This is a genomic window from Haladaptatus sp. DYSN1 (genome assembly GCF_029489995.1).
Taxonomy (GTDB): Archaea; Halobacteriota; Halobacteria; order Halobacteriales; family Halococcaceae; genus QDMS2.
On sequence record NZ_CP120470.1, the window covers coordinates 2,804,097 to 2,822,371 of the forward strand.

The window sequence follows — 18,275 nt, forward strand, 5'->3', positions numbered from 1 at the left end:
GGTCAGGCCGTCACGTCTGAGACGCTGACCCAGAGGTAGAGTTCTTCGCTCGCGGTTTCACTCGACGGTGAGGCCGGCGCAGCTCCTTCGTAGAACAGGTACGTGAGCCGGAGGCGCTCGCCGGACCGGGTCGGGCTGACGGCAAGCGGTTCGACAGCGAAGCTGCCATCACCGACAGTGACCGTCTGGCGGAGAAGTTCGTCCTGTGCGACGACTGCGTTCGCAGAATCCACTTCCTGTAGCAGGACGACGACCGTATACTCAGTCGCGATGCCCTCGTGGTTGGTGATGCCGACGGCGAAGGTGGTCGGTTCGCCGACGGTGAGCGCAGACGGATAGCCAGTGGCCGCGTAGGTTCCCGTCTCGGTTTCTGCGAGCAGCGCGTATTCGGTGAACTGCTCGCCGACGTCTGCAGGCGGCGTCGAGGCGACGTATCCGAACGTGCCGGCGACAAGAACGAGGCCGGCGACGACGAGCAGGCCGGAGACCTGTGCAGAGCGCCCATCGCGGCCTTTGAGTTGTGCAACCGCGCTGTCGAGCCACGCGGAGACACCGTAGTCGGGTGTGGCGACCGTCGTGCTGCGGCGGCGGACGCCCGCGACGACCGACGCGACCAGCGTGAAGATGCTCACGAACAACACGACGGGTTCGAGCCGCAATCCGACCGCCGTGTACGTGGTCGCCAGACCGATGAGCGGGACGACGACGATGCTCACGAGCAGCGAGAAGACGACCCATTCGAGCACCCGGACGTGGGTGCGAGCACCGGTGTGTGCCCCCTCAGTTTGCGGAATGAGTCGGCCCGGAAACGCGGCTGCGACGAGCGCGTAGCCCGGGACGAACAGCAAGAACAGCGGAACGACGAGCAGGTGGAGTCCCCACTCACGGACGGCCGGGACGAACAGCGTCAAACTCGCAAAGAGCACGACGAGGTTTATCGCGGTGAGGTCCGCGTAGCTCCGATACGGTACGTCGAGACGGGTAGCCATGGAGATATACACGATGTTTGGCATGAAATAGTTATCCGAGGGTAGCTGACGCCTAACGGCGGTAGCAGGTGGCTAACCGTGGTATACGGCCGATAACTAAGCGAATCGTACACGTCTGGACAGGCAGATGATGTGGACGGTCAATTTCACTACCCTTCGGAACTTGCTCATCCCGACGGTGCTGTTCGCCGCGATTACCGGGATGGCGTTCCCGATATTCTTCGGCAAGCCTGAGTGGACGATTCTCGGTCTCTACATCACCGCGCCGCTGTTCGTCGGCACGGTGGTGTCGTTTTTCCTCCGCACGCGACGCGCCGAGGTCAACTCGCCGTTCGTCTTCCAGGGTGACGTGAAAGCTGTCGCTGAAGAACGAATTCGCTTCCGGCTTTTCATCACCGCGTACTTCGTCGTCTTCTCGCTCTCCGTGCTTCTCTTACACCAGTTCGCCGTCCGTCCGCTCGCCTACTTCGCGCTCATCGGTCTCCTCGGAACGATTCTGTTCCTCGAAATCTTCCAGACGGAACTGCACCCGGCGCGAGTACTCGTCATTCTCGCACAGACCGTCTTCCTGCTCGTGAACGTCGTCTGGGGGATGACGCTCAAGTACTACTACTACTTCGGGCGAACCGACCTATTCCCCCACGAGTGGTACATCACCAACCTCGTCGAGACGGGCCACATCACGCAACTGTTCGGCCCGTATCAGGCGTTCCCGCTCTGGCACGTCCTCGGAGCCATCGAGGTGCTCGCGCTCGACATCCCCGTCGAACCGCGCGTCTACCTGTTCGTGACCTCCGGACTCGTCTACGGGGTGCTCGTGGTCGTGATGTACCTGCTCGCTCACGAACTGTTCAACTCTGAGAAAGCCGGGCTGACCGCCGCGTTGCTCGTCAGCCTCAACACGTGGGTCATCTTCTACGGGGCGTACTCGATTCCCCGTAGCATCGTGTCGGTCATCGCCGCCGCGTTGCTGTACGTGCTCCTGATTCGGGGCCGGAGCTATTACGTGTTCGTCCCGATTTTCGGCGTCGGCATCGTCGTCTACCACACGGTTTCGATGCCCTTCTTCCTCGTCGCACTGGGCGTGTTCTACGTGCTCCAGAAGCTGTTCATCGGGCTGCGCGAACCCGCGCCAATCACACTGCGAGACATCGTCGTGCTCGCCGCCCTGCAAGGAGCCTACTGGGTGCTGTTCGCGCCGTACATGGTCACGCGGCTCACCACGTTGCTGTCCTACTCTGAGGCGTTCCCCGTCGCGAGCGGACCACCCTCCATCTCGGTCGAACCAGTGAGCGAGATGCTGAACTACCTGCAGTTCAGCGTCCTGTTGCTCTTCCTCGTCGTCGGGGTGCTGCGCGGCGTTACGACCGAGCGCATCTCGAAGCCAGCGAAGGTTGCCATCCTCGCCGGGATGTTCCTCGCGCCGCTCTCGTTCCCCGGTCCGCTCCTGCTCATCGGGAACCTCTCGTCTACGTTCAACATCCTGCGCTTCGGGCAGTACACCTTCCCGTTCATCACCATCGCAGCGACCGTCGGCGTCATCGCGCTCTACGAGGCGATTTCGACCTCGCGCGGGCGAGTGCTTCGAGGCCGACTGCCCCACTTCGTCTTCCTCACGCTCATCGTGTTCTCTGCGGGGACGCTCGCGGTGTCGAACGATTTCGTCGCCTCGGACAACCCGCTGGTCGAACGCCAGTTCTACCGGTTCTACCTGACTGAACCCGAAGTGGCGGCGATGGACACCGTCGGCGGCCTCGACGGAACCGCCGTGGTCGGCGACGCCATCACCTGCAAGTACATGGTCTACTCGCCGGCGGGTGCGTGTACCATCGTCCAATGGGACTACGAGACTGGCGCCTTGCTCACGGGTGAAAACGCACAGCTCATCTTGTTGCGAGAAGGGGAGTTAGGAGACCGCGGCATTCAGGCGTACCCGACGAACGAATACGACCCGGACCCCTCGTACTCGAACTCGCTGTACTACATCACGCCGGACCTGCTCGAAGCGACCACGCTCTCGTCGCGAAATCGCGTTTACGCGACCGACGGCGTGGCTGGCTACACCGACGCGAATGTGACGGCTTAGGCCGCGTCGAGCGGGAACCAGCGGCCGCTGCGGTAGACGGACACCTTTTCTGCGCCCGACCCGTCGAGCCACGCGACCATGACCCCCTCGTAGCCGTTGCCGTTCCACTCGCCACCGGAGGCAGGGTCAGCGCTGCCGTTGAAGCCGACGTTGTTGACCGTCGTGCGGTCGCCGCCGTCGTCCACTTCTCCGGAGAGACTGTTCAGATTGCCGTCGATGCGGGTGTTCGCGGCCGACCCGTCGATGGAGATGGGTTCAGAGCCGTCGCCCGCCTCCGCGAAGCCGACGTCTTTTACCACACAGTCGTTCGCGCGGACGCTGATAGGCCAGAAGTCGGTGTTGAACCAGCCGCCGACGATGGCGCAGTTGTCCGCCCCTGAGAGCAGGTCAATACCGGCGCGCTTGTTCGACGAGCGGCCCGCCGCGTTGTCCACGGTACAGTTCTCGAAGACGGTGTAGGGAGCCGCGACCTTCACCATCTGGTAGCTGCTGCTGCCGTCGCCACTGCCAGCGAACACGCAGTCGCGGAACTTGCGAACGGCGGTATTCGAGTCGTCCGCGACGACCCGAAGTGCCGGTTCGTTCGTGTTCATCTCGACCTTGACGTTGTTCATCTGGACCGTCTCCGCGGCGGAGGCGATCTCGATGGCGTTCGAATCACCCTCGTCGTAGACGACGGTACAGCTATCGACGACACAGTTGCCGCGACGCACCCACAGCCCGCGTGGGTTGCCATAGCGCATCCCCGAGTCGTCGGTCATCTCGATGCGCGCACCGGTCACGTAGGTGTTGTCCGCGCCGAGACGGATGTTCGAGATGTCGTTGTTCGCGAAGTAGCCACCCTCGACGATAACGGTGCTCTCGGTCTGAGACTTTCCGGCCGCGGAGGTGTAGAGCCCGTTGTCCTGGTAGCCCACCACTGAGCAGTCTTTGTACGTGATGGTCCCGTTGTGGAGCGCTCCCGAGTAGATGCCCGTCGGCGGGTCACCCGACGAGGGGTCGTTCGCCCCGTCGAGGGAGGTGAGACCCTCCACGACGCCGTAGCCAGTCTCCTCGGTGATGTCCGCACGCATGAGGAACTCACCGCGCCCCGAGGGCACGCCCGTGTCGTCACGCGTGCCGACGACGTTCACGTCCGCGACGCGGAGGCGGTCCCGGCAGTGAATCCAGAACACACCCGCGCCAACGCCGTCGCCGCGCATGTCGATGGTGAAACCCTGGAAGGTGAGACCGGAGACGGCGACGCTCCCGCTCTGCCCGAAGTTGAACATGTTCGAGGCGGCGAAGTCGCCCTCGATTTTGAGCGTCGTCGCCTGTGACCCGTCGATGCCCACCATCGAGAAGTTCTCCGTCCCGCTGAGCGCGAACTCGTCTCCCAGTTTGTACGTCCCCGGTGGGAACAACAAGACGGTGTCGTCGCCCGCCTCGCGGTCGAGCACCGCGTCGATTGGTTCCTCGCCGGAGGGGTCTGCTCCCGCAGCGACCATGTTCACGCGGTTTGGCGACCCCTCGCCGGAATCGACCGGGTAGGAGAGGCGCGTCCACGAGGAACCGTCCCCGACGTATCGACGGCCCGTGTCGGTCGCGAGGAACTTCGCGTTCGCCGCGGGTGCGTAGGCAGAGAGGTTCGCTTCTGCATCGCGAATCTCCATGTCGCGGTCGATGGCCCGGAAGTTGTCGTTCAGTGGGATGTGCCAGTCTTGGGTCCCCTTATGTGGGGTGTTGTAATTGTGATTTTGCGTCATAGTTGCCCGTTAAATCGTTCCACCGTAGCCGTACTCGCCGTAGTTCTGCGTGCCGTAATCGTCGCCATCGGTCGGCGTCGGCGTTGGTGAAGGAGTCTGTGTAGTCGTCTGCGTTTCAGTCGCCGTCGGCGTCGCCGTGGTTTCGGTTGGCGTCGCCGTGCTCGTCGTTTCCGTCTGCGTTGGCGTCGGAGTCGAAGTGACCGTTTCTGTAGGGGTTTCCGTCGCCGTTGGCGTCGGCGTCGGCGTCGCTGTCGTCGTTTCCGTTGGCGTTGCCGTTTCAGTTGCTGTCTGAGTCGGTGTGGCTGTCTCAGTCGGCGTGGCCGTAGTAGTCGTTTCAGTCGGCGTAGCCGTTTCCGTCGGAGTTACTGTTTCGGTTTGCGTCGGCGTCGCTGTCTGCGTCGATTCCGTCTGCGTTGCGGTCGCCGTCGTCGCCTGGGTCTCTGTAGACGTCGCCGTTTCAGTCGGCGTCTGCGTCTCCGTCTGCTCAGCGGTCGGCGCTGACGTTGCCGTCTCCGTGATTGTCGTGGTCGCTGTCGCCGTGCTCGTTGCAGTCGGCGACTCCGTCGCAGTACTCGTCGTGGTGGCCTCCGTCTCCGCGCCGAAGGCTTCGACGACGAGTCGGTAGTCCCCGCCCGACTTCGCCGTCGAATCGACCATCACGTAGTGGGTGCCGGATTCCTGGACCTGCGACGTGAACTCGTGAGGTTTCGAGTTGCCGACGTGGACTCGTTCACAGAGGCCGCCGTCGGGGTGATAGAGCGCCACCACGAGCGCGCCCTTCTTCGACTGGCGCGTCAGAGTGATGCGAATCGTCTCGCTCTCTGTCGCGTCGAAGGCGAACCAGTCCTCGTCGCGTTTCGCCAGCGTCGCGCGGACGGCGGAGCCGGTCTCCACCATCGTCGCCTGCGTGCGGTCGTCGTTCGGTTCCGATTCGCCGGTGGTGACCGTTCGCTCCTGTGCCTGGTAAGACGGCGCGCCACCGTAGCCAAAGGAGGTGAACGACTCGACGTCCGTCCCGGTCGGTTCCCGGTCGCTCGTACAGCCCGCGAGCGACGCCACGACGACCCCGGAGAGGGCGAGAAAGCCCCGTCGCCCGATGGAGGGCGACCCACTGTCGTCGCGTGGATGTCTCTCTGTCTCTCTATGCGGACATTCGCGTGCCATGTACAGTCAGAAATGTCTGACCTATCCACCATAACTATTTTCTTTTTGACATTAGTCAGAATCCGTGAGAGTCACAGAATAATACTATAGAATCTGTGAGAGTGTGTTTAACAGACGTATTTATCAGTGAAATTATCCTACTTTGTGTTGGCGAAGAACGTACACATAATCGGCCATTAATCGACTCACACGGAGGGGCTCTGAAACGAGCGAGCCCGCATATGCCAATTTTACAAACTGTATCGGTAGTCGATATGCGCCAGTGAAACGGTCTGAAAAAGTGTCGTCGGTTGAAATTAGCAACTGGTTATACGTTTTGTGTGTCCGCGAACGAACGGCGAAAAGCGGTATGCAGTGACTACCTTTCGTACCTGCTCACATAGGTGCCTCATGAGACGACGGGCAGTACTCTCCGGCGCGCTTCCGGTCATCTATGGGAGTTTAGCCGGTTGCTTTTCGATGACCGAGACGAACGTACCGACAGAGCCGGTTCAAAATTTCAAAGCGAAGACGCTCGACGTCGGCGACGCCGTGACGAATCTCTCGGAGCGCTATCGCGGCGAGTTGAACATCAAAGGGACGTTCCCGCAGATCGCGCTCCAGGCACCCGCCGACGAGAAGTACGCCGGGATGAACTGGTACAACGAGCAAGGCGAACGGCTCGTCACGCTGACCGCGGACGTGCCCGACAACGAACTGTCGATGTACGTAAAGCCGGACCCACAGGGCAGCGGGAACACCCAGCCGATGAAGCTGCTCGACATCCACTACGCGGCGGCCAAGCCAAGCGTCGAGTGGAAGAACGTGAACCTGTTCAAGGTCACCGGCGGCGATACCGACGTCCACACGGGAGACGTCTACCTCGACATTGGGAGCGGGAAGGAAACCGGCGACGCGTTCTTCCGGTTCTTAGACGAGCAAAATCGGCCGCGCTGGAGCATCTTCATGGACGCGAGCGTCGGGAAGGACCTCCAGTTCTACAACCACGAACGTGGAGATTCGACGCTCACCCTCGACCTCGACGCGAACCGCATCAACGTCCACGGGAACCCGGTGTTCGGCCTGCGAGAAGTGACGAATCCGACGCCAGAAAGCCTCGTCTCACAGGAGTGGGCCTGGGACGCGACCAACAGTCGCTGGCTCTACAAGGATAGCAAGGGGACGACCCACTTCTTCACGCCCGACGGAACCCTCTGAGCGGCGTTTCTTTTTACAAACTAGTTCGACGCGGCGCTGACTACCTCACCCGAACAGCGCCTGCCAGCGGACGACGACCGACCGAGGGATGAACGCCGCGAACCGCTCGCCGAGTCGTGTGAGTTCCGCCCGGTCGATGAGTCCCGTCGTGATGGCAACTGGCCAGAAGACGAGTACTCCGACGACGGGAATCAGGACGAGGCGGAGCGCGTCCGTCGGGAGCATGGCGCTGAGCGGGAGTATCACCGCGAGGGTGAGTCCCGAGGCGACGAACAGCCGCCCGAGGCGCATGTCGCTCACGGGGTTGAAGCCCATTCGCGTCGCCCCCCAGACGTGGGCGAGGACCATCGTCCCGTACCCGACGCTCGTGGCGACGGCCGCGCCGTACATCCCGTAGCGGGGAATCAGCAAGAAGTTCAACAGGACGTTGAGTCCAGCGGCCACCGCCGTCCCGTGGATGAGGACGTGGATGTCACCCTTCCCACGACCGATGCCGAGCAACGGTTTCGCGATGGCGAACCCGAGCGCACCGGGAAGCAAGATGAGCAGCGGGAGGGCAGCAGGCGCGTAGTCTGCGCCGAAGTACATCGTCACGAACGGCCCGGCAAGCGGGACGAGCAACACCACGATGAACGTGGTGCCGACGGTGGTGTAGCGGGTGAGGAACGCCGCGATGCCCTGGATGCGTTCGTGTTCTTCGAGCGACCACAGTTCAGACGTCGTGTGGACGAGCGCGTTCTGGATCGCGATGGGCGCGACCCAAAGGAACTCCGCGACGAGCAACGCCGCCTTGTAGTGGCCGGTCACTTCACTGCCGGTGAGCAGGCGGAGCATGAGAATGTCCACGTGGTACAACGAGAGGATGAGCACACTGAGCAGGAGGCTCTGTCCGTTGAACCGGGAGACTTCGCGGCGTGGGAACGATTCCGGCGGGAGGGTGACGACGCTCGCGAACGAGACGTAGCGCCGCGCGAACAGCATGAAAAGCGTCACGACGACGAACGTCACAATGATATCGCCAAGCAGAACCCCGAAAAGCCCGAATCCGGCGATGCTCAATCCGATTGCCACCACACCGAAACCGATGCGGTGGGCGACGTTCAGCGTCTCGGAAATGTGCTCCTTGCCGGATCCTTCGAGGGTGGCCTGGCCCAGCATCATAAAGTTGCGGAGGAGAATCATCCCGGCCATGAGGTAGAAGTACAGTTCGAACGAGGGGTCGAGAACCCGCGCGACAAACCCCGACTCGATGGCGATGACGACGAGCGCGAGCACGCCGACGGTGATCGACGTCGAGACTCGGACGTAGAAGCCGAACACCTGGCTCTGCCACCCCTCTGTCGCCCGGCGTTCGGAGATGTACTTCCGGAGACCGGTGTTCATCGCCCCGTGGAAGAGGATGGTAAACGTCATCACTGAGATGATGAACGTAAAGTTCCCAAAATCGCCGCCAAGTGCCCGGACGAGCAGCGGCGTGATGAGGACGTGGGCGAAGATCATAGCGACTCGGCCGCTTACCATGACCGAGATGCCGCGGAAGACGCTCAACCCCATCGTCCACCGTCCGGCTCTCCGAGGAGGTGTCCTGGGCGGCACAACCTGTCCGCGCAGAGCCATGAGTGTGGAGGTACCTCGCCGTTTGAGCTTTGTTTCTGCCGGTTATTTTCAGGATACATATATCGACCCGATGGAACACGGATTGGTCGCTCGCTTCACACCCTGTCTCGGCCGATACATTACTACGACAGAGTATCTTCGCGAGCGACCAATCACGACAACTATACTGTTTATGGTCGAAACGAGGCTTCGTTATGCGGCTGTTACCCTTCCAGACAGTGCTGCATAACCGGCAATAACCGACAGCGGGTGAGAGGTAACTACAACTCAAAATCGAGTCTCGCACTGTGCGGTGTGGGCCAATCGAATGATATCGCCTCGACCCCTCAGAAGGTAAAAACGCATCGTTCGAGAGATACATTAGAGAATCATAAATACAGGAAAAATTGTGTGTCAATACAGATCGTAAATGCTGGAAAAGTTAAACAATTGTTTCCCCAGACAGTCGTGTCAGAATGATTTATTTGCTTTTGAGATACAAAAGTGATAGAACATCCATATTAATAACTCGATAATAATCATACGGTAGCGTGAAAGCGCACGTGGGATGTCAGATATGAAATACCCCAGAAGAACCGTACTTGCGATGAGTGGTGTCGCGCTCGGTGGCGCGAGCCTCGTCCGAGCGACCAGCGGATCGGCACAGGCCAGTCGCGACTCGTTTACCCTCCTCTCCGGAACCGAACACGAGACGGACGGGTTCGTCATCCGCGGCGAAAATGAAGGCCCGACCGTTCTCGTAGTTGGTGGACTACATGGGAACGAGACGGCCGGTTATGAAGCCGCCGGAGAGATTGCACAGTGGGACATCGAATCGGGAACCCTCGTCGTGATTCCACGAGCCAACGAGGTTGCAATTCAACGAAACACCCGAACGGGCGAAAACGGCGACTTGAACCGCCAGTTCCCGACCGGCAGTCAGCCGGAGACGGAACTTGCCCGCGCCATCTGGAGCGTCGTCGAGGAGTACGAACCCGATACCGTGCTCGACCTCCACGAATCACAGGAGCGCTACGACGGCGACGACATCGACGGCGTCGGCCAGACCGTCTTCCATTCAGACGGCCAAGAGGCGACCCAGGACGCAGAGGACGCGGTCAACTTCATCAACAACCGGTGGATCGACGATTCGGATTACCACTTCAAACTCGGTGGCTTCTCGGGCCCCAATTCGGAACCGACGGGCCTGTTCGTCCACAAAGCCGCTCGTGACGCCGGGGCAGACGCGTTCCTCGTCGAAACCCTCTCGACGGACGTAGACCTCTCGACGCGCATCAAGTGGCACTCGGTGATTACCCGCCGCATCTCTGCAGAAGAGTTGTTCGCGGGGACGAGTTCGACGACGACCACGGCGACGCAAACGCCCGAGGAAACCGAGACGCCGGAAGACACGCCGACGGAGACTCCCGAGGAGACGGAAACTCCTGAAGAGACGGAAACTCCCGAGGAAACCGAGACGCCAGAAGAAACCCCAGAGCCGGAAGAACCGCCTTCCGCGACGATTTCGACCACGCCATCCGACGCGATGAACGCGAACCTGGAGAAGGGGACCGTCGTCGAACTCGACGCCTCCGGCTCGACGGCTGGCGACAGCAGTATCGTCACATTCGAATGGGACCTCACCGGAGACGGCACGACCGACGCGACCGGTGCGAAGACCCGCGTCAAACTCGACGCCTGCCGGACGTTCCCAATCATCCTCACAGCGACCGACGAGGCCGGGCTAACGGACACGACCGAGATTACGCTCTCGACCGTCTAAGCGACCCCGGGGTGGGGAGTTCTGCCGCGATGCAACGTGACCAGCGGTCGCTTCCGCGCCTGTCAGGCGAGTCCCTTCGAATCGATGAGGTCCCAGAGTTTCTCGCCGTCTTCGGTGATGCCGTAGACGCGGCCTTTCTTCTGCTGTTCTGAGACCAGCAGTTCGATGAGCGACCGGCGGCGAAGTTCGCCGAGCGCACGGGAGATGTGCGAAATCGCATTGTCCGAGTTGCTCGCCAGGCGTGACGGCGTCGACGGGCCTTCTGCGAGCTGCCCGAGTACGACGACGCGATACTGTGAGCTAATGATGTAGCTCACTTCGTCCCAATCGTCCACTGTCTGTGTCTCCTGTGTTCGACTCATCGGTGAAGGTAGACGGGTACCTGCAGGCTTGCTGCGCGACCGCTCGCGCGGGCGAGTCGGCGCCGGTTCCTCGAGTCGGTGAATGCAGGCAGTGCCGGCGTTTCCGGCACCGCCGCTCTCACGGTGAGTCGGTTTCGTCCCTGTTCGCGTGCCATTACGTGGGGTAAGCTACTGAAAATTACATAAACCTTCCGTCTGAAAATATTCAATAATTCGCGACAGTCTTTCGTTTACGAACGATTTCATCGCGATAAAATGACTGTCTGAAGAAAGAACCAATATATTTCGTGAAAACCCCCACCAGAGAATTGCGGGAGCTTAGTGGGACTGTGAGCTGTTCACTGTGACTGGTTCGACGCCGGATTCCTCAGCGGGCGAGCGTGCTGCGTCGAGGTGGTCGTTGGCCCGCTTGTCGAGGGTCATCGCGAGCAGCCCGAACACCGTGATTGCCGTGAGACCCCCCACCGCGGTCGAGAGCCGCGAGACGCCCTCAATGCCGACGACGGTCGAGAGGAGCGCGAGAACTCCGATTGCCACGGCGAGCGTGTAGCACCCGACGACGGAGTAGCTCCCGTTGCGGAGGTATTTCGCGTTGAGCCGCCAGAGGAAGTTTCGCAGCAGCATCTTCGAGACGTTCGGGATGTACGTCGAGTAGCGGATGTGGCTCACTTCGTCCCCGTAGATGGCGGGCATCGGCACATCCACGACGCGGAGTTCGTGGACGTTGAGCCTGACGAGCAGGTCGTTGCAGTAGCCGTAGAACTCGTACATGTTCTCTACGTCGATGGTTTCGAGCGCCCGTCGAGAGATGGCGGTGTAGCCGCTTTGCGGGTCGCCAATGCCCCAGTACCCACTCGCGATGCGCGTGAGGTAGGTGAGGACGACGTTACCGACGTACCGGAACTTCGGCATCGACTGGCGGTGGGAGGCTCTGAGCAGTCGGTTGGTTTTGACGTATTCGGCCTCACCTTCCGCGATGGGGTCGATGACCAGCGTCAGCAGGTCCGGGTCCATCTGTCCGTCGCCACCGAGGACGGTGACGATGTCGACGCCGTCGTCCCGTGCGCGGAGGTAGCCAGTCTTGATAGCCGCACCGACTCCGCGGTTTACGACGTGTTGAATCGCGACGACGCGATTCGTGTTCGACCCACCGTCAGCCACCGTCCCGAGCGGGCGCGTCCGGCTCACCGAGACGGCCGCCTGAATCTCCGCCCACGTATCGTCGGTCGAGCCGTCGTCGATGACGTACACTCGGTCTACGAAGTCCGGAACCGATTCGATCACTTTCCCCACGAATCCCTGCTCGTTGTAGGCCGGGATGACGACGCCAATTGAATTTCCGTTGTACATCTGTTGTTTCCCCTGTGTTGTTTCCGCCCGGGTCCTCCGGGCTCAGTTCGTTGACTGTGCCTGTTTGGCCGCCGCGACCAATTCGCTGAGCCCGTCGTCGAGCGATACCTGTGCGCCGAACCCGAGCCGGTCGCGAATCCGCGAGACATCCGCACAGCTGTGTTGAATATCGCCGGTTCGCGGCTCGGTGAACTGGATTTCGACCGGCGTGTCCGCGAGGTCGCGAATCAGTTCCGCGAGTTCGAGAATCGACAGCGCCTGTCCCGTCCCCACGTTGTAGGCCTGCCCGGTGTGCTCGGTGACGCCGGCGAGGAGATTCGCCTGCACCACGTCGGAGACGTGGATGAAGTCGCGGGTCTGGCTTCCATCGCCGTGGACCGTAATCGGCCCGCCTTGGGTGGCCTGGCGCACGAACGTGCTGATGACGCCGCTGTAATCTCCCGCCGTCTGGCGGGGTCCGTACACGTTGAAGTAGCGCAGGGCGACGGTGTCGAGGCCGTAGAGTCGGTTGTACGCGCGTGCGTAGTGGTCCGCGGTGAGTTTGTCGATGCCGTAGGGCGAGTCGGGCGCAGTCCGTGCGTCCTCCCCGATGGGGACGGATTCGGGAGCGCCGTAAATCGCCGCACTCGACGCGATGACGACTCGTGCGTCGTGCTCGCGGGCGAGCTCGAGGACGGCGACCGTCGCGTTCGCATTCACGAGATTGCTGAAGTACGGCGATTCGATGGAGCCTTTCACGCTCACGAATCCCGCCTCGTGGAAGACGAGGTCAACGCCGTCCATCGCTTCTCTGAGCACGCCCGAGTCACGAACGTCGCCTTCGAAGACCGTGACGCCCTGGGGCAGGTTGGCCCTTGATCCGGTCGAGAAGTCGTCTACGACGCGGACGGTGTTCGTCGGGACGAGCGCATCGACGAGATGGCTCCCGATGAACCCGGCACCACCCGTGACGAGGACGGTTTGCCCGGTCAGTGGCGACTCACCCATCGGGCCCCCCCAGACGAGGCGAGCGCCGCGCAGGCCGGATGCGAACTGCGCTGGTTGCTATGCGAATCATCATATTCTAAAAGCGAAGAGTATACGGATTGTTATATTCGGGTTAGAAATCAGCAGGCGAGGCTTGAACCTGAAAGTCCATGCTAATCAGACAGTTTCAGCAACCGGGTAATCTTCGCGGCGCTACCGTCCGGAACGAACTGAGCGATTGACGGGTTAGCCCCCGTCGGGTTGCGATTCTGCCGAACAGTCGACAGCACGCGACCGACACGGTAGGTGTGAATTTCTCCGCCGCAAGCCGATTCAAAAGAGGAGCAATCGTTACCGTTTTACGACGTTGTAGGCCGTCTTCGCGACGTCCATCAACGGGCTGTTCGTCTCGACGACGTAGTAGGGGACGAGTTGCGCGCCGAACTTCGATTTGTACTCACAGAGGCGCTGAGTGTTCGCCCCGACCATGTCGTAGGTCGTGATGCTCGAAAGCGCGGGATCTTCGACCACGTCGCGAATGATAGACCAGTGGATGAGCGTGTTCACGCTGACGTTCTCGTAGTCTGCGCGCATGCCGCCGAGCCAGTAGTACACCGTGTCGTTCGAGTAGAGCGCGATGATGCCGTTCAGGTAGTTGCCATCGCCGTCGCGGGCGACGTAGACCCGAGCTCGGTCGCCGAGGGAGAGCAGCAGGTCGCGGACGTACTCCCAGGTGAGCGTGAACGTTTCACCCTGCTCTGCGTACCGAGCGACCTGGTCTTCGTAGACCTGCTTTGCGGAGTCGATGCCCTCCACACTGAGGGTCATGTCGAGGTCGTCGATGCGCCGAATCTCCGTCCGGAGGCTTCGGCTGAACGAACTCTGGATGTCGTCGAGCGACTCGCCGCCGATTGGCAGGTGGTAGGTGAAATCAGACGAGACGCGGAAGTCACCCCACCGATACGGGCGCGGGTCGTGGTACGCGGGCGAACAGACCATCCGGAACAGCGTCCGAGAGTTGTCCGCGTCGAGTTCCTTCAGGACACCCTCGGTGAACTGCTGGTTCAGTTGCTCGTGTTTCCGCCGCTTCGGACTGTTGGGCATGAGGACGGGGCCGAGGTGTGGCACGCCCATCGCGGGCGGTGGCGACACAATCGCTCGCCCGAAGGGTCGTTCCTGGACGAACACCGGCAAGAGCGCAACCGCCTCCTCGCCGTTGAAGCCGCCGAACAGCTGTAGTTCGCCGGAAGCGTGCTCTGCCATGACGGAGAGCGCTTCCTGCGTGTGAAATACTTCGAAGCCCGTCTTGGGAAGTTCAGCTCCCCATTCTGACAGGTCCAATTGCTCAATACGCATCACCCTGTGTATGTGGCAGATGGACTTTGTAACGCAGAACCTACCAGCCCGAAACCCCCGTTTCCGGGGGGTTGCCACCATTCGTTAGGCCGTGTTTAGCCGAGGTGGATACCCGGTAGGAACCCCCGACAGTCTCTAAGTGTGTCGTTAACTATACAGGATGTTTTCGAATGTAGTAGTGATTCAAACCGTCGCTGTTGCATCCTCGTGGGGAGGGGGACAGCAAGAAGGTGATTTCACGTGTTCCAGGACAAAATCAACCAACTGTATTTGCAAACGCCAGAGGCCTACCAGTCTATGCTGCGAAAGTGGTACTACGTACTGAATCCGAAGTTCTCGTGGAAGGATCGGAAGAAAACGCTCGACACGACAGAAGCGTTCTCGACGCGCTTTTTCGGCTCGGAAGCACAGATGAAAGCCTACGAGGACGAGTTCAACGCGAGTCTCATCGGGCCGACCATCTTCGAGGGCATCAAGCAACTGCCAAAGGGCGTCTCGCTGTTCGACGCCCACAAGGACGAGTGTATCCGGATGTACGCCCTCATCCGAGAGTACAAACCGGAAGTCATCGTCGAAACCGGCGTCTACAACGGCGTGTCGACGCTTTCGATTCTCGCCGCCCTGGAAGCGAACGGCTCCGGTCGCCTCTACTCTATCGACTACTCTGACTACCTGAGCAACCACCAGGGCGACGTAGACCCACTCACCGAGGCGGGCTACTACCGCGGTCGGCCGTCCTGCGCAGAGGAGGGAACGCACCTCGTCCCCGCCGGAAAGGAACCGGGCTGGCTCGTCCCCGAACACCTGCGCGGGCGCTGGGAACTCATCTCCGGGAAGCCACAGCTCGAGTTGCCTCGGCTGCTCACCCGGCTCGAGGAGATCGACTTCTTCCACCACGACTCCTCGCACGCCGTCTCCTCGATGATATTCGAGTTCGAACTCGCCTGGCAGTACCTCAGACCCGGCGGTATCATGGTGTCGAACCACATCGGGTGGAACGACGCCTTCGAGACGTTCGTCGCAGAGCACTCCCAGGACTACGGGCTGATGACGTGGCACTACAACCCACGCGGCAACTACAGTTGCCCTGGGAGCAGCGGCTACATCGTCAGGTCCGCAGACACCCCACGGAACGGTATCCAACCCGGCGACAGCGAGGGGCACATTCAGGCGGCGATTCAGATAAATAACGGCGAACCCCCGGTACACTCGGCATCAGATTAGGTAATGGACACGACACACAACTCCCCCGAACCCCGCTACTCCAGCTCTCCCCACTTCCACCCGACCCGCAGAGAATTCCTCGCGACGACCGGCCTCCTTCTCGGCACGATGACTTCGATAGCCGGTTGCTCGTCGCTCCTCTCGCCGCCGATTTACGAGGCAGAGACCGAGTGGGAACCGGGAGTCACCATGCCCACCGAGCGGACGGAAGTGTCCGCGGCGGTGCTCGACAACAAACTCTACGTCCTCGGCGGCATCGAGCCCGGGCGCGTGGCCAGCCGCACCGTCGCGATTTTCGACCCGTCAACCGGTAGCTGGGCCGAAGGGCCGTCGCTTCCGGTCGGGCTCCACCACACGACGGCGATTTCCCACGGTGGACACCTCTACGTCGTCGGTGGCTATCAGAATCAGTGGGACCCCGTGAACACGGTCTATCGCCTCGAAGGGTCGTCGTGGGTCGAACGCAAACCCATGCCGACAGTCCGGGGGGCGCTCGCTGCCGCAGTCCACGAGGGACGCATCTACGCCGCCGGTGGCGTCGGCATCGACGACGTCACCGACACGTTCGAGATTTACGACATCGAGGCCGACACCTGGTCGAGTGGCCCAGCCATGCCGACCGCGAGAGAGCACCTCACCGCCGCAGTCCTCGACGGGAAGTTCTACGCCATCGGCGGCCGGACGGGGAACCTGTATTCGAACCTCCGGACGACCGAGGTGTACGACCCGGCGACGAACAGCTGGGAAGCAGTGACGGCAATGCCGACCGCTCGAAGCGGGTTCGGCGCGACCACACTTGGCGGTGTCCTCGTCGTCATGGGCGGGGAGAGTCCGAACGGAACCAACCCGCAAGTCGAGGTGTACGACCCGGCAGAAGACGCGTGGTTCGCCCTCCCCAACCTGCCGACGCCTCGCCACGGCCTCGGCGTCGCCGCCCTCGGCAACCGCATTTACGCCGCCGCTGGCGGCACGGAGCCGGGCTTCTTCTACTCAGATGCAGTCGAGGTGCTGACGTTCGAGAGCGCGAGTTTCAGCCGCGTGAGTCGGAGCGCAGAGACGTTTTTTTGTAATCTCCCGGTCGTGAGCAAGCTCCTTCGCGGGTCCGTCTGCTAAGGTTCTCGAACTGGGGACGATTTTCGGGTGCGAGTGCGAGTAGGAGTCGTCTTAGAGAGTGGCAAGCCCGCGCATTGGCTCGCAGCACTGACGGCTGCAAGCGAAAGGAGAGCGACCCGGTGGTGGCGTCGAAAACGAGCGACGCGTTGCACTCGACAGAGGAGTCCAACCAACGAACAGCCCTGTTGCGAGAAGCCACTGGCTCGAGGCTGCGGGTCCTGAAAAATCGAATCGAACGGGTTGGAACGTTCAGGCCGACTCGTCCACCGTCACCCAGATGAACAGGTGGCGGTAGGCGTTCTCGGCGGTCGGGTCGGCGGGTGCGTCGCCCTTGTAGAGCATGTAGCTGAGCCGCAGGTCTTCACCCGTCATCGTCGGGGTGAGTTCGTGTGGCTGGTACAGCGTCTGGTCGTCGGCGACCGAGCCCGCAAACCGGGTGAGTTCCTCGCGTTCGACGACCGTGAGCGCGCCGTCTACGGTTTCGACGCGCTGGAGTTCGACGACCACGGTGTATCGGGCGTTCGCGCCTTCCTGGTTACCGATGGCGACGACCAGTTCCTGGGGCACGCCCTGTTCAAACTGCGTTGGGTAGCCGGCGAGTTCGAACTGGCCTTCGGCGGTCTGCGTTCCGAGCGAGAATTCGGTGTACTGTTCGCCATAGTTGGGGACGAACAGCGCGTAGGCGAACCCCGACATGGCGATGATGACCGCCGCGGTGAGTGCGAGGTTCAACACGGTGTCGAATTTCGTGTCGGCGTCGAATATCGAGGACGAGACGTGGGAGAACCACGCATCGAGCGGGAGCGAGAAGCGGTCCTCGGGAGCGATCGAGCGCCGTCGCACCGAGCCGACGAGGAGTGCAAGGGTCGCGAACACCGCGAGGCTACCGAGCATCGTTTCGAGCGAGAACGTAAAGCCGAGCAGCGAGATGACGATTGCGAGCGGCGCGAGCAGCGCGAGGCTCAGGCCGAACGAGAGCGCCAGTCGTGACCCGAGGCTGAGTCCGCGTTCGGTGACGTGCGTGTTCGCCGGCACCGGTGCGTCGACATCCCCGTTCACGAACCATCCATCTACGTGCTCGGTGACGACGTGTCGGTGTGGGTAGAGGGCCACCAACAGCGCATAGCCCGGCACGAACACGACGAGCGGCAAGCCAATGAGCGCCCGCATTACCGAGTCGTTTACGTACAATACGACGGAGATACTGACCAGCAGGTAGAGCAATCCCACCCCAAGGTCGAGTCCCGGAATATGCATCTGTGAGGAATCGTGTCCCCACGTCGATTCGTCAGTCATCGTAAATCCAATCCATTCCCGAACGGCTGCATACGCTCCCGTTCACGG

The 18,275-nt window shown here is 61.5% G+C and carries 14 protein-coding genes; 5 read left to right on the top strand and 9 right to left on the bottom strand.

Annotation, left to right across the window (positions count from 1 at the left end):
* Positions 1-2: 2 nt before the first annotated feature.
* Positions 3-989 carry a DUF1616 domain-containing protein gene (locus tag P0648_RS15280; protein WP_277504581.1) on the bottom strand — a complete coding sequence of 329 codons (987 nt, stop codon included), beginning with the start codon at positions 987-989 and terminating at the stop codon, positions 3-5.
* Between the two features lie 127 nt (positions 990-1,116).
* Here P0648_RS15280 and P0648_RS15285 point away from each other — a divergent pair, with 127 nt between their 5' ends.
* Positions 1,117-3,075 carry a hypothetical protein gene (locus tag P0648_RS15285; protein WP_277504582.1) on the top strand — a complete coding sequence of 653 codons (1,959 nt, stop codon included), beginning with the start codon at positions 1,117-1,119 and terminating at the stop codon, positions 3,073-3,075.
* On the opposite strand, the gene P0648_RS15290 is transcribed toward P0648_RS15285, so the two are convergent.
* Both P0648_RS15290 and P0648_RS15295 read right to left on the bottom strand, forming a co-directional pair.
* Positions 3,072-4,820: a hypothetical protein gene (locus P0648_RS15290; RefSeq protein WP_277504583.1), complete on the bottom strand. Its 1,749-nt coding sequence runs from the start codon at positions 4,818-4,820 to the stop codon at positions 3,072-3,074. The genes P0648_RS15285 and P0648_RS15290 overlap by 4 nt on opposite strands.
* A 9-nt stretch (positions 4,821-4,829) precedes the next feature.
* A complete protein-coding gene (locus tag P0648_RS15295) occupies positions 4,830-5,984 on the bottom strand; it encodes a hypothetical protein (RefSeq protein ID WP_277504584.1) in 1,155 nt (384 codons plus the stop codon).
* A gap of 390 nt (positions 5,985-6,374) precedes the next feature.
* On the opposite strand from P0648_RS15295, the gene P0648_RS15300 reads away from it, so the two are divergent.
* A complete protein-coding gene (locus tag P0648_RS15300; protein ID WP_277504585.1) occupies positions 6,375-7,181 on the top strand; it encodes a hypothetical protein in 807 nt (268 codons plus the stop codon).
* Between the two features lie 45 nt (positions 7,182-7,226).
* Here the strand turns inward: P0648_RS15300 and P0648_RS15305 are convergent, their stop codons facing one another.
* Positions 7,227-8,735 (bottom strand): oligosaccharide flippase family protein, encoded by a 1,509-nt coding sequence (locus P0648_RS15305; protein WP_277504587.1) that lies wholly within the window; start codon positions 8,733-8,735, stop codon positions 7,227-7,229.
* Between the two features lie 619 nt (positions 8,736-9,354).
* On the opposite strand from P0648_RS15305, the gene P0648_RS15310 reads away from it, so the two are divergent.
* A complete protein-coding gene (locus P0648_RS15310; RefSeq protein WP_277504589.1) occupies positions 9,355-10,560 on the top strand; it encodes a succinylglutamate desuccinylase/aspartoacylase family protein in 1,206 nt (401 codons plus the stop codon).
* Between the two features lie 62 nt (positions 10,561-10,622).
* Here P0648_RS15310 and P0648_RS15315 read toward each other — a convergent pair whose 3' ends face one another.
* From P0648_RS15315 to P0648_RS15330, 4 genes are all read right to left on the bottom strand, one after another.
* Entirely contained in the window at positions 10,623-10,922 is a 300-nt protein-coding gene (locus tag P0648_RS15315) for an ArsR family transcriptional regulator (RefSeq protein ID WP_277504590.1), read from the bottom strand.
* A 318-nt stretch (positions 10,923-11,240) separates the two neighbouring features.
* Complete coding sequence (locus tag P0648_RS15320; protein ID WP_277504592.1) at positions 11,241-12,272, bottom strand: glycosyltransferase family 2 protein; 1,032 nt, start codon at positions 12,270-12,272, stop codon at positions 11,241-11,243.
* Positions 12,273-12,314: 42 nt separating this feature from the next.
* Entirely contained in the window at positions 12,315-13,259 is a 945-nt protein-coding gene (locus P0648_RS15325) for an NAD-dependent epimerase/dehydratase family protein (RefSeq protein WP_277504593.1), read from the bottom strand.
* Between the two features lie 330 nt (positions 13,260-13,589).
* Entirely contained in the window at positions 13,590-14,594 is a 1,005-nt protein-coding gene (locus P0648_RS15330) for a GNAT family N-acetyltransferase (protein WP_277504594.1), read from the bottom strand.
* A 297-nt stretch (positions 14,595-14,891) separates the two neighbouring features.
* Here P0648_RS15330 and P0648_RS15335 point away from each other — a divergent pair, with 297 nt between their 5' ends.
* Positions 14,892-15,818, top strand: a complete 927-nt coding sequence (locus P0648_RS15335) for a class I SAM-dependent methyltransferase (RefSeq protein ID WP_277504596.1) — start codon at positions 14,892-14,894, stop codon at positions 15,816-15,818.
* Between the two features lie 3 nt (positions 15,819-15,821).
* Positions 15,822-16,931: a kelch repeat-containing protein gene (locus tag P0648_RS15340; RefSeq protein WP_277504597.1), complete on the top strand. Its 1,110-nt coding sequence runs from the start codon at positions 15,822-15,824 to the stop codon at positions 16,929-16,931.
* A 249-nt stretch (positions 16,932-17,180) separates the two neighbouring features.
* On the opposite strand, the gene P0648_RS15345 is transcribed toward P0648_RS15340, so the two are convergent.
* A complete protein-coding gene (locus P0648_RS15345; RefSeq protein WP_277504598.1) occupies positions 17,181-18,227 on the bottom strand; it encodes a DUF1616 domain-containing protein in 1,047 nt (348 codons plus the stop codon).
* Positions 18,228-18,275 lie beyond the last annotated feature (48 nt).

What these genes read in the sequence shown, in the direction of transcription:
- P0648_RS15310 (WP_277504589.1), top strand. Translation starts at nt 9,355, where the DNA reads ATGAAATACCCCAGAAGAACCGTACTTGCGATGAGTGGTGTCGCGCTC.
- P0648_RS15340 (WP_277504597.1), top strand. Translation starts at nt 15,822, where the DNA reads ATGGACACGACACACAACTCCCCCGAACCCCGCTACTCCAGCTCTCCC.
- P0648_RS15315 (WP_277504590.1), bottom strand. Translation starts at nt 10,922, where the DNA reads ATGAGTCGAACACAGGAGACACAGACAGTGGACGATTGGGACGAAGTG.
- P0648_RS15295 (WP_277504584.1), bottom strand. Translation starts at nt 5,984, where the DNA reads ATGGCACGCGAATGTCCGCATAGAGAGACAGAGAGACATCCACGCGAC.
- P0648_RS15280 (WP_277504581.1), bottom strand. Translation starts at nt 989, where the DNA reads ATGGCTACCCGTCTCGACGTACCGTATCGGAGCTACGCGGACCTCACC.
- P0648_RS15325 (WP_277504593.1), bottom strand. Translation starts at nt 13,259, where the DNA reads ATGGGTGAGTCGCCACTGACCGGGCAAACCGTCCTCGTCACGGGTGGT.
- P0648_RS15300 (WP_277504585.1), top strand. Translation starts at nt 6,375, where the DNA reads ATGAGACGACGGGCAGTACTCTCCGGCGCGCTTCCGGTCATCTATGGG.
- P0648_RS15290 (WP_277504583.1), bottom strand. Translation starts at nt 4,820, where the DNA reads ATGACGCAAAATCACAATTACAACACCCCACATAAGGGGACCCAAGAC.
- P0648_RS15330 (WP_277504594.1), bottom strand. Translation starts at nt 14,594, where the DNA reads ATGCGTATTGAGCAATTGGACCTGTCAGAATGGGGAGCTGAACTTCCC.
- P0648_RS15345 (WP_277504598.1), bottom strand. Translation starts at nt 18,227, where the DNA reads ATGACTGACGAATCGACGTGGGGACACGATTCCTCACAGATGCATATT.
- P0648_RS15320 (WP_277504592.1), bottom strand. Translation starts at nt 12,272, where the DNA reads ATGTACAACGGAAATTCAATTGGCGTCGTCATCCCGGCCTACAACGAG.
- P0648_RS15285 (WP_277504582.1), top strand. Translation starts at nt 1,117, where the DNA reads ATGATGTGGACGGTCAATTTCACTACCCTTCGGAACTTGCTCATCCCG.
- P0648_RS15335 (WP_277504596.1), top strand. Translation starts at nt 14,892, where the DNA reads ATGCTGCGAAAGTGGTACTACGTACTGAATCCGAAGTTCTCGTGGAAG.
- P0648_RS15305 (WP_277504587.1), bottom strand. Translation starts at nt 8,735, where the DNA reads ATGGGGTTGAGCGTCTTCCGCGGCATCTCGGTCATGGTAAGCGGCCGA.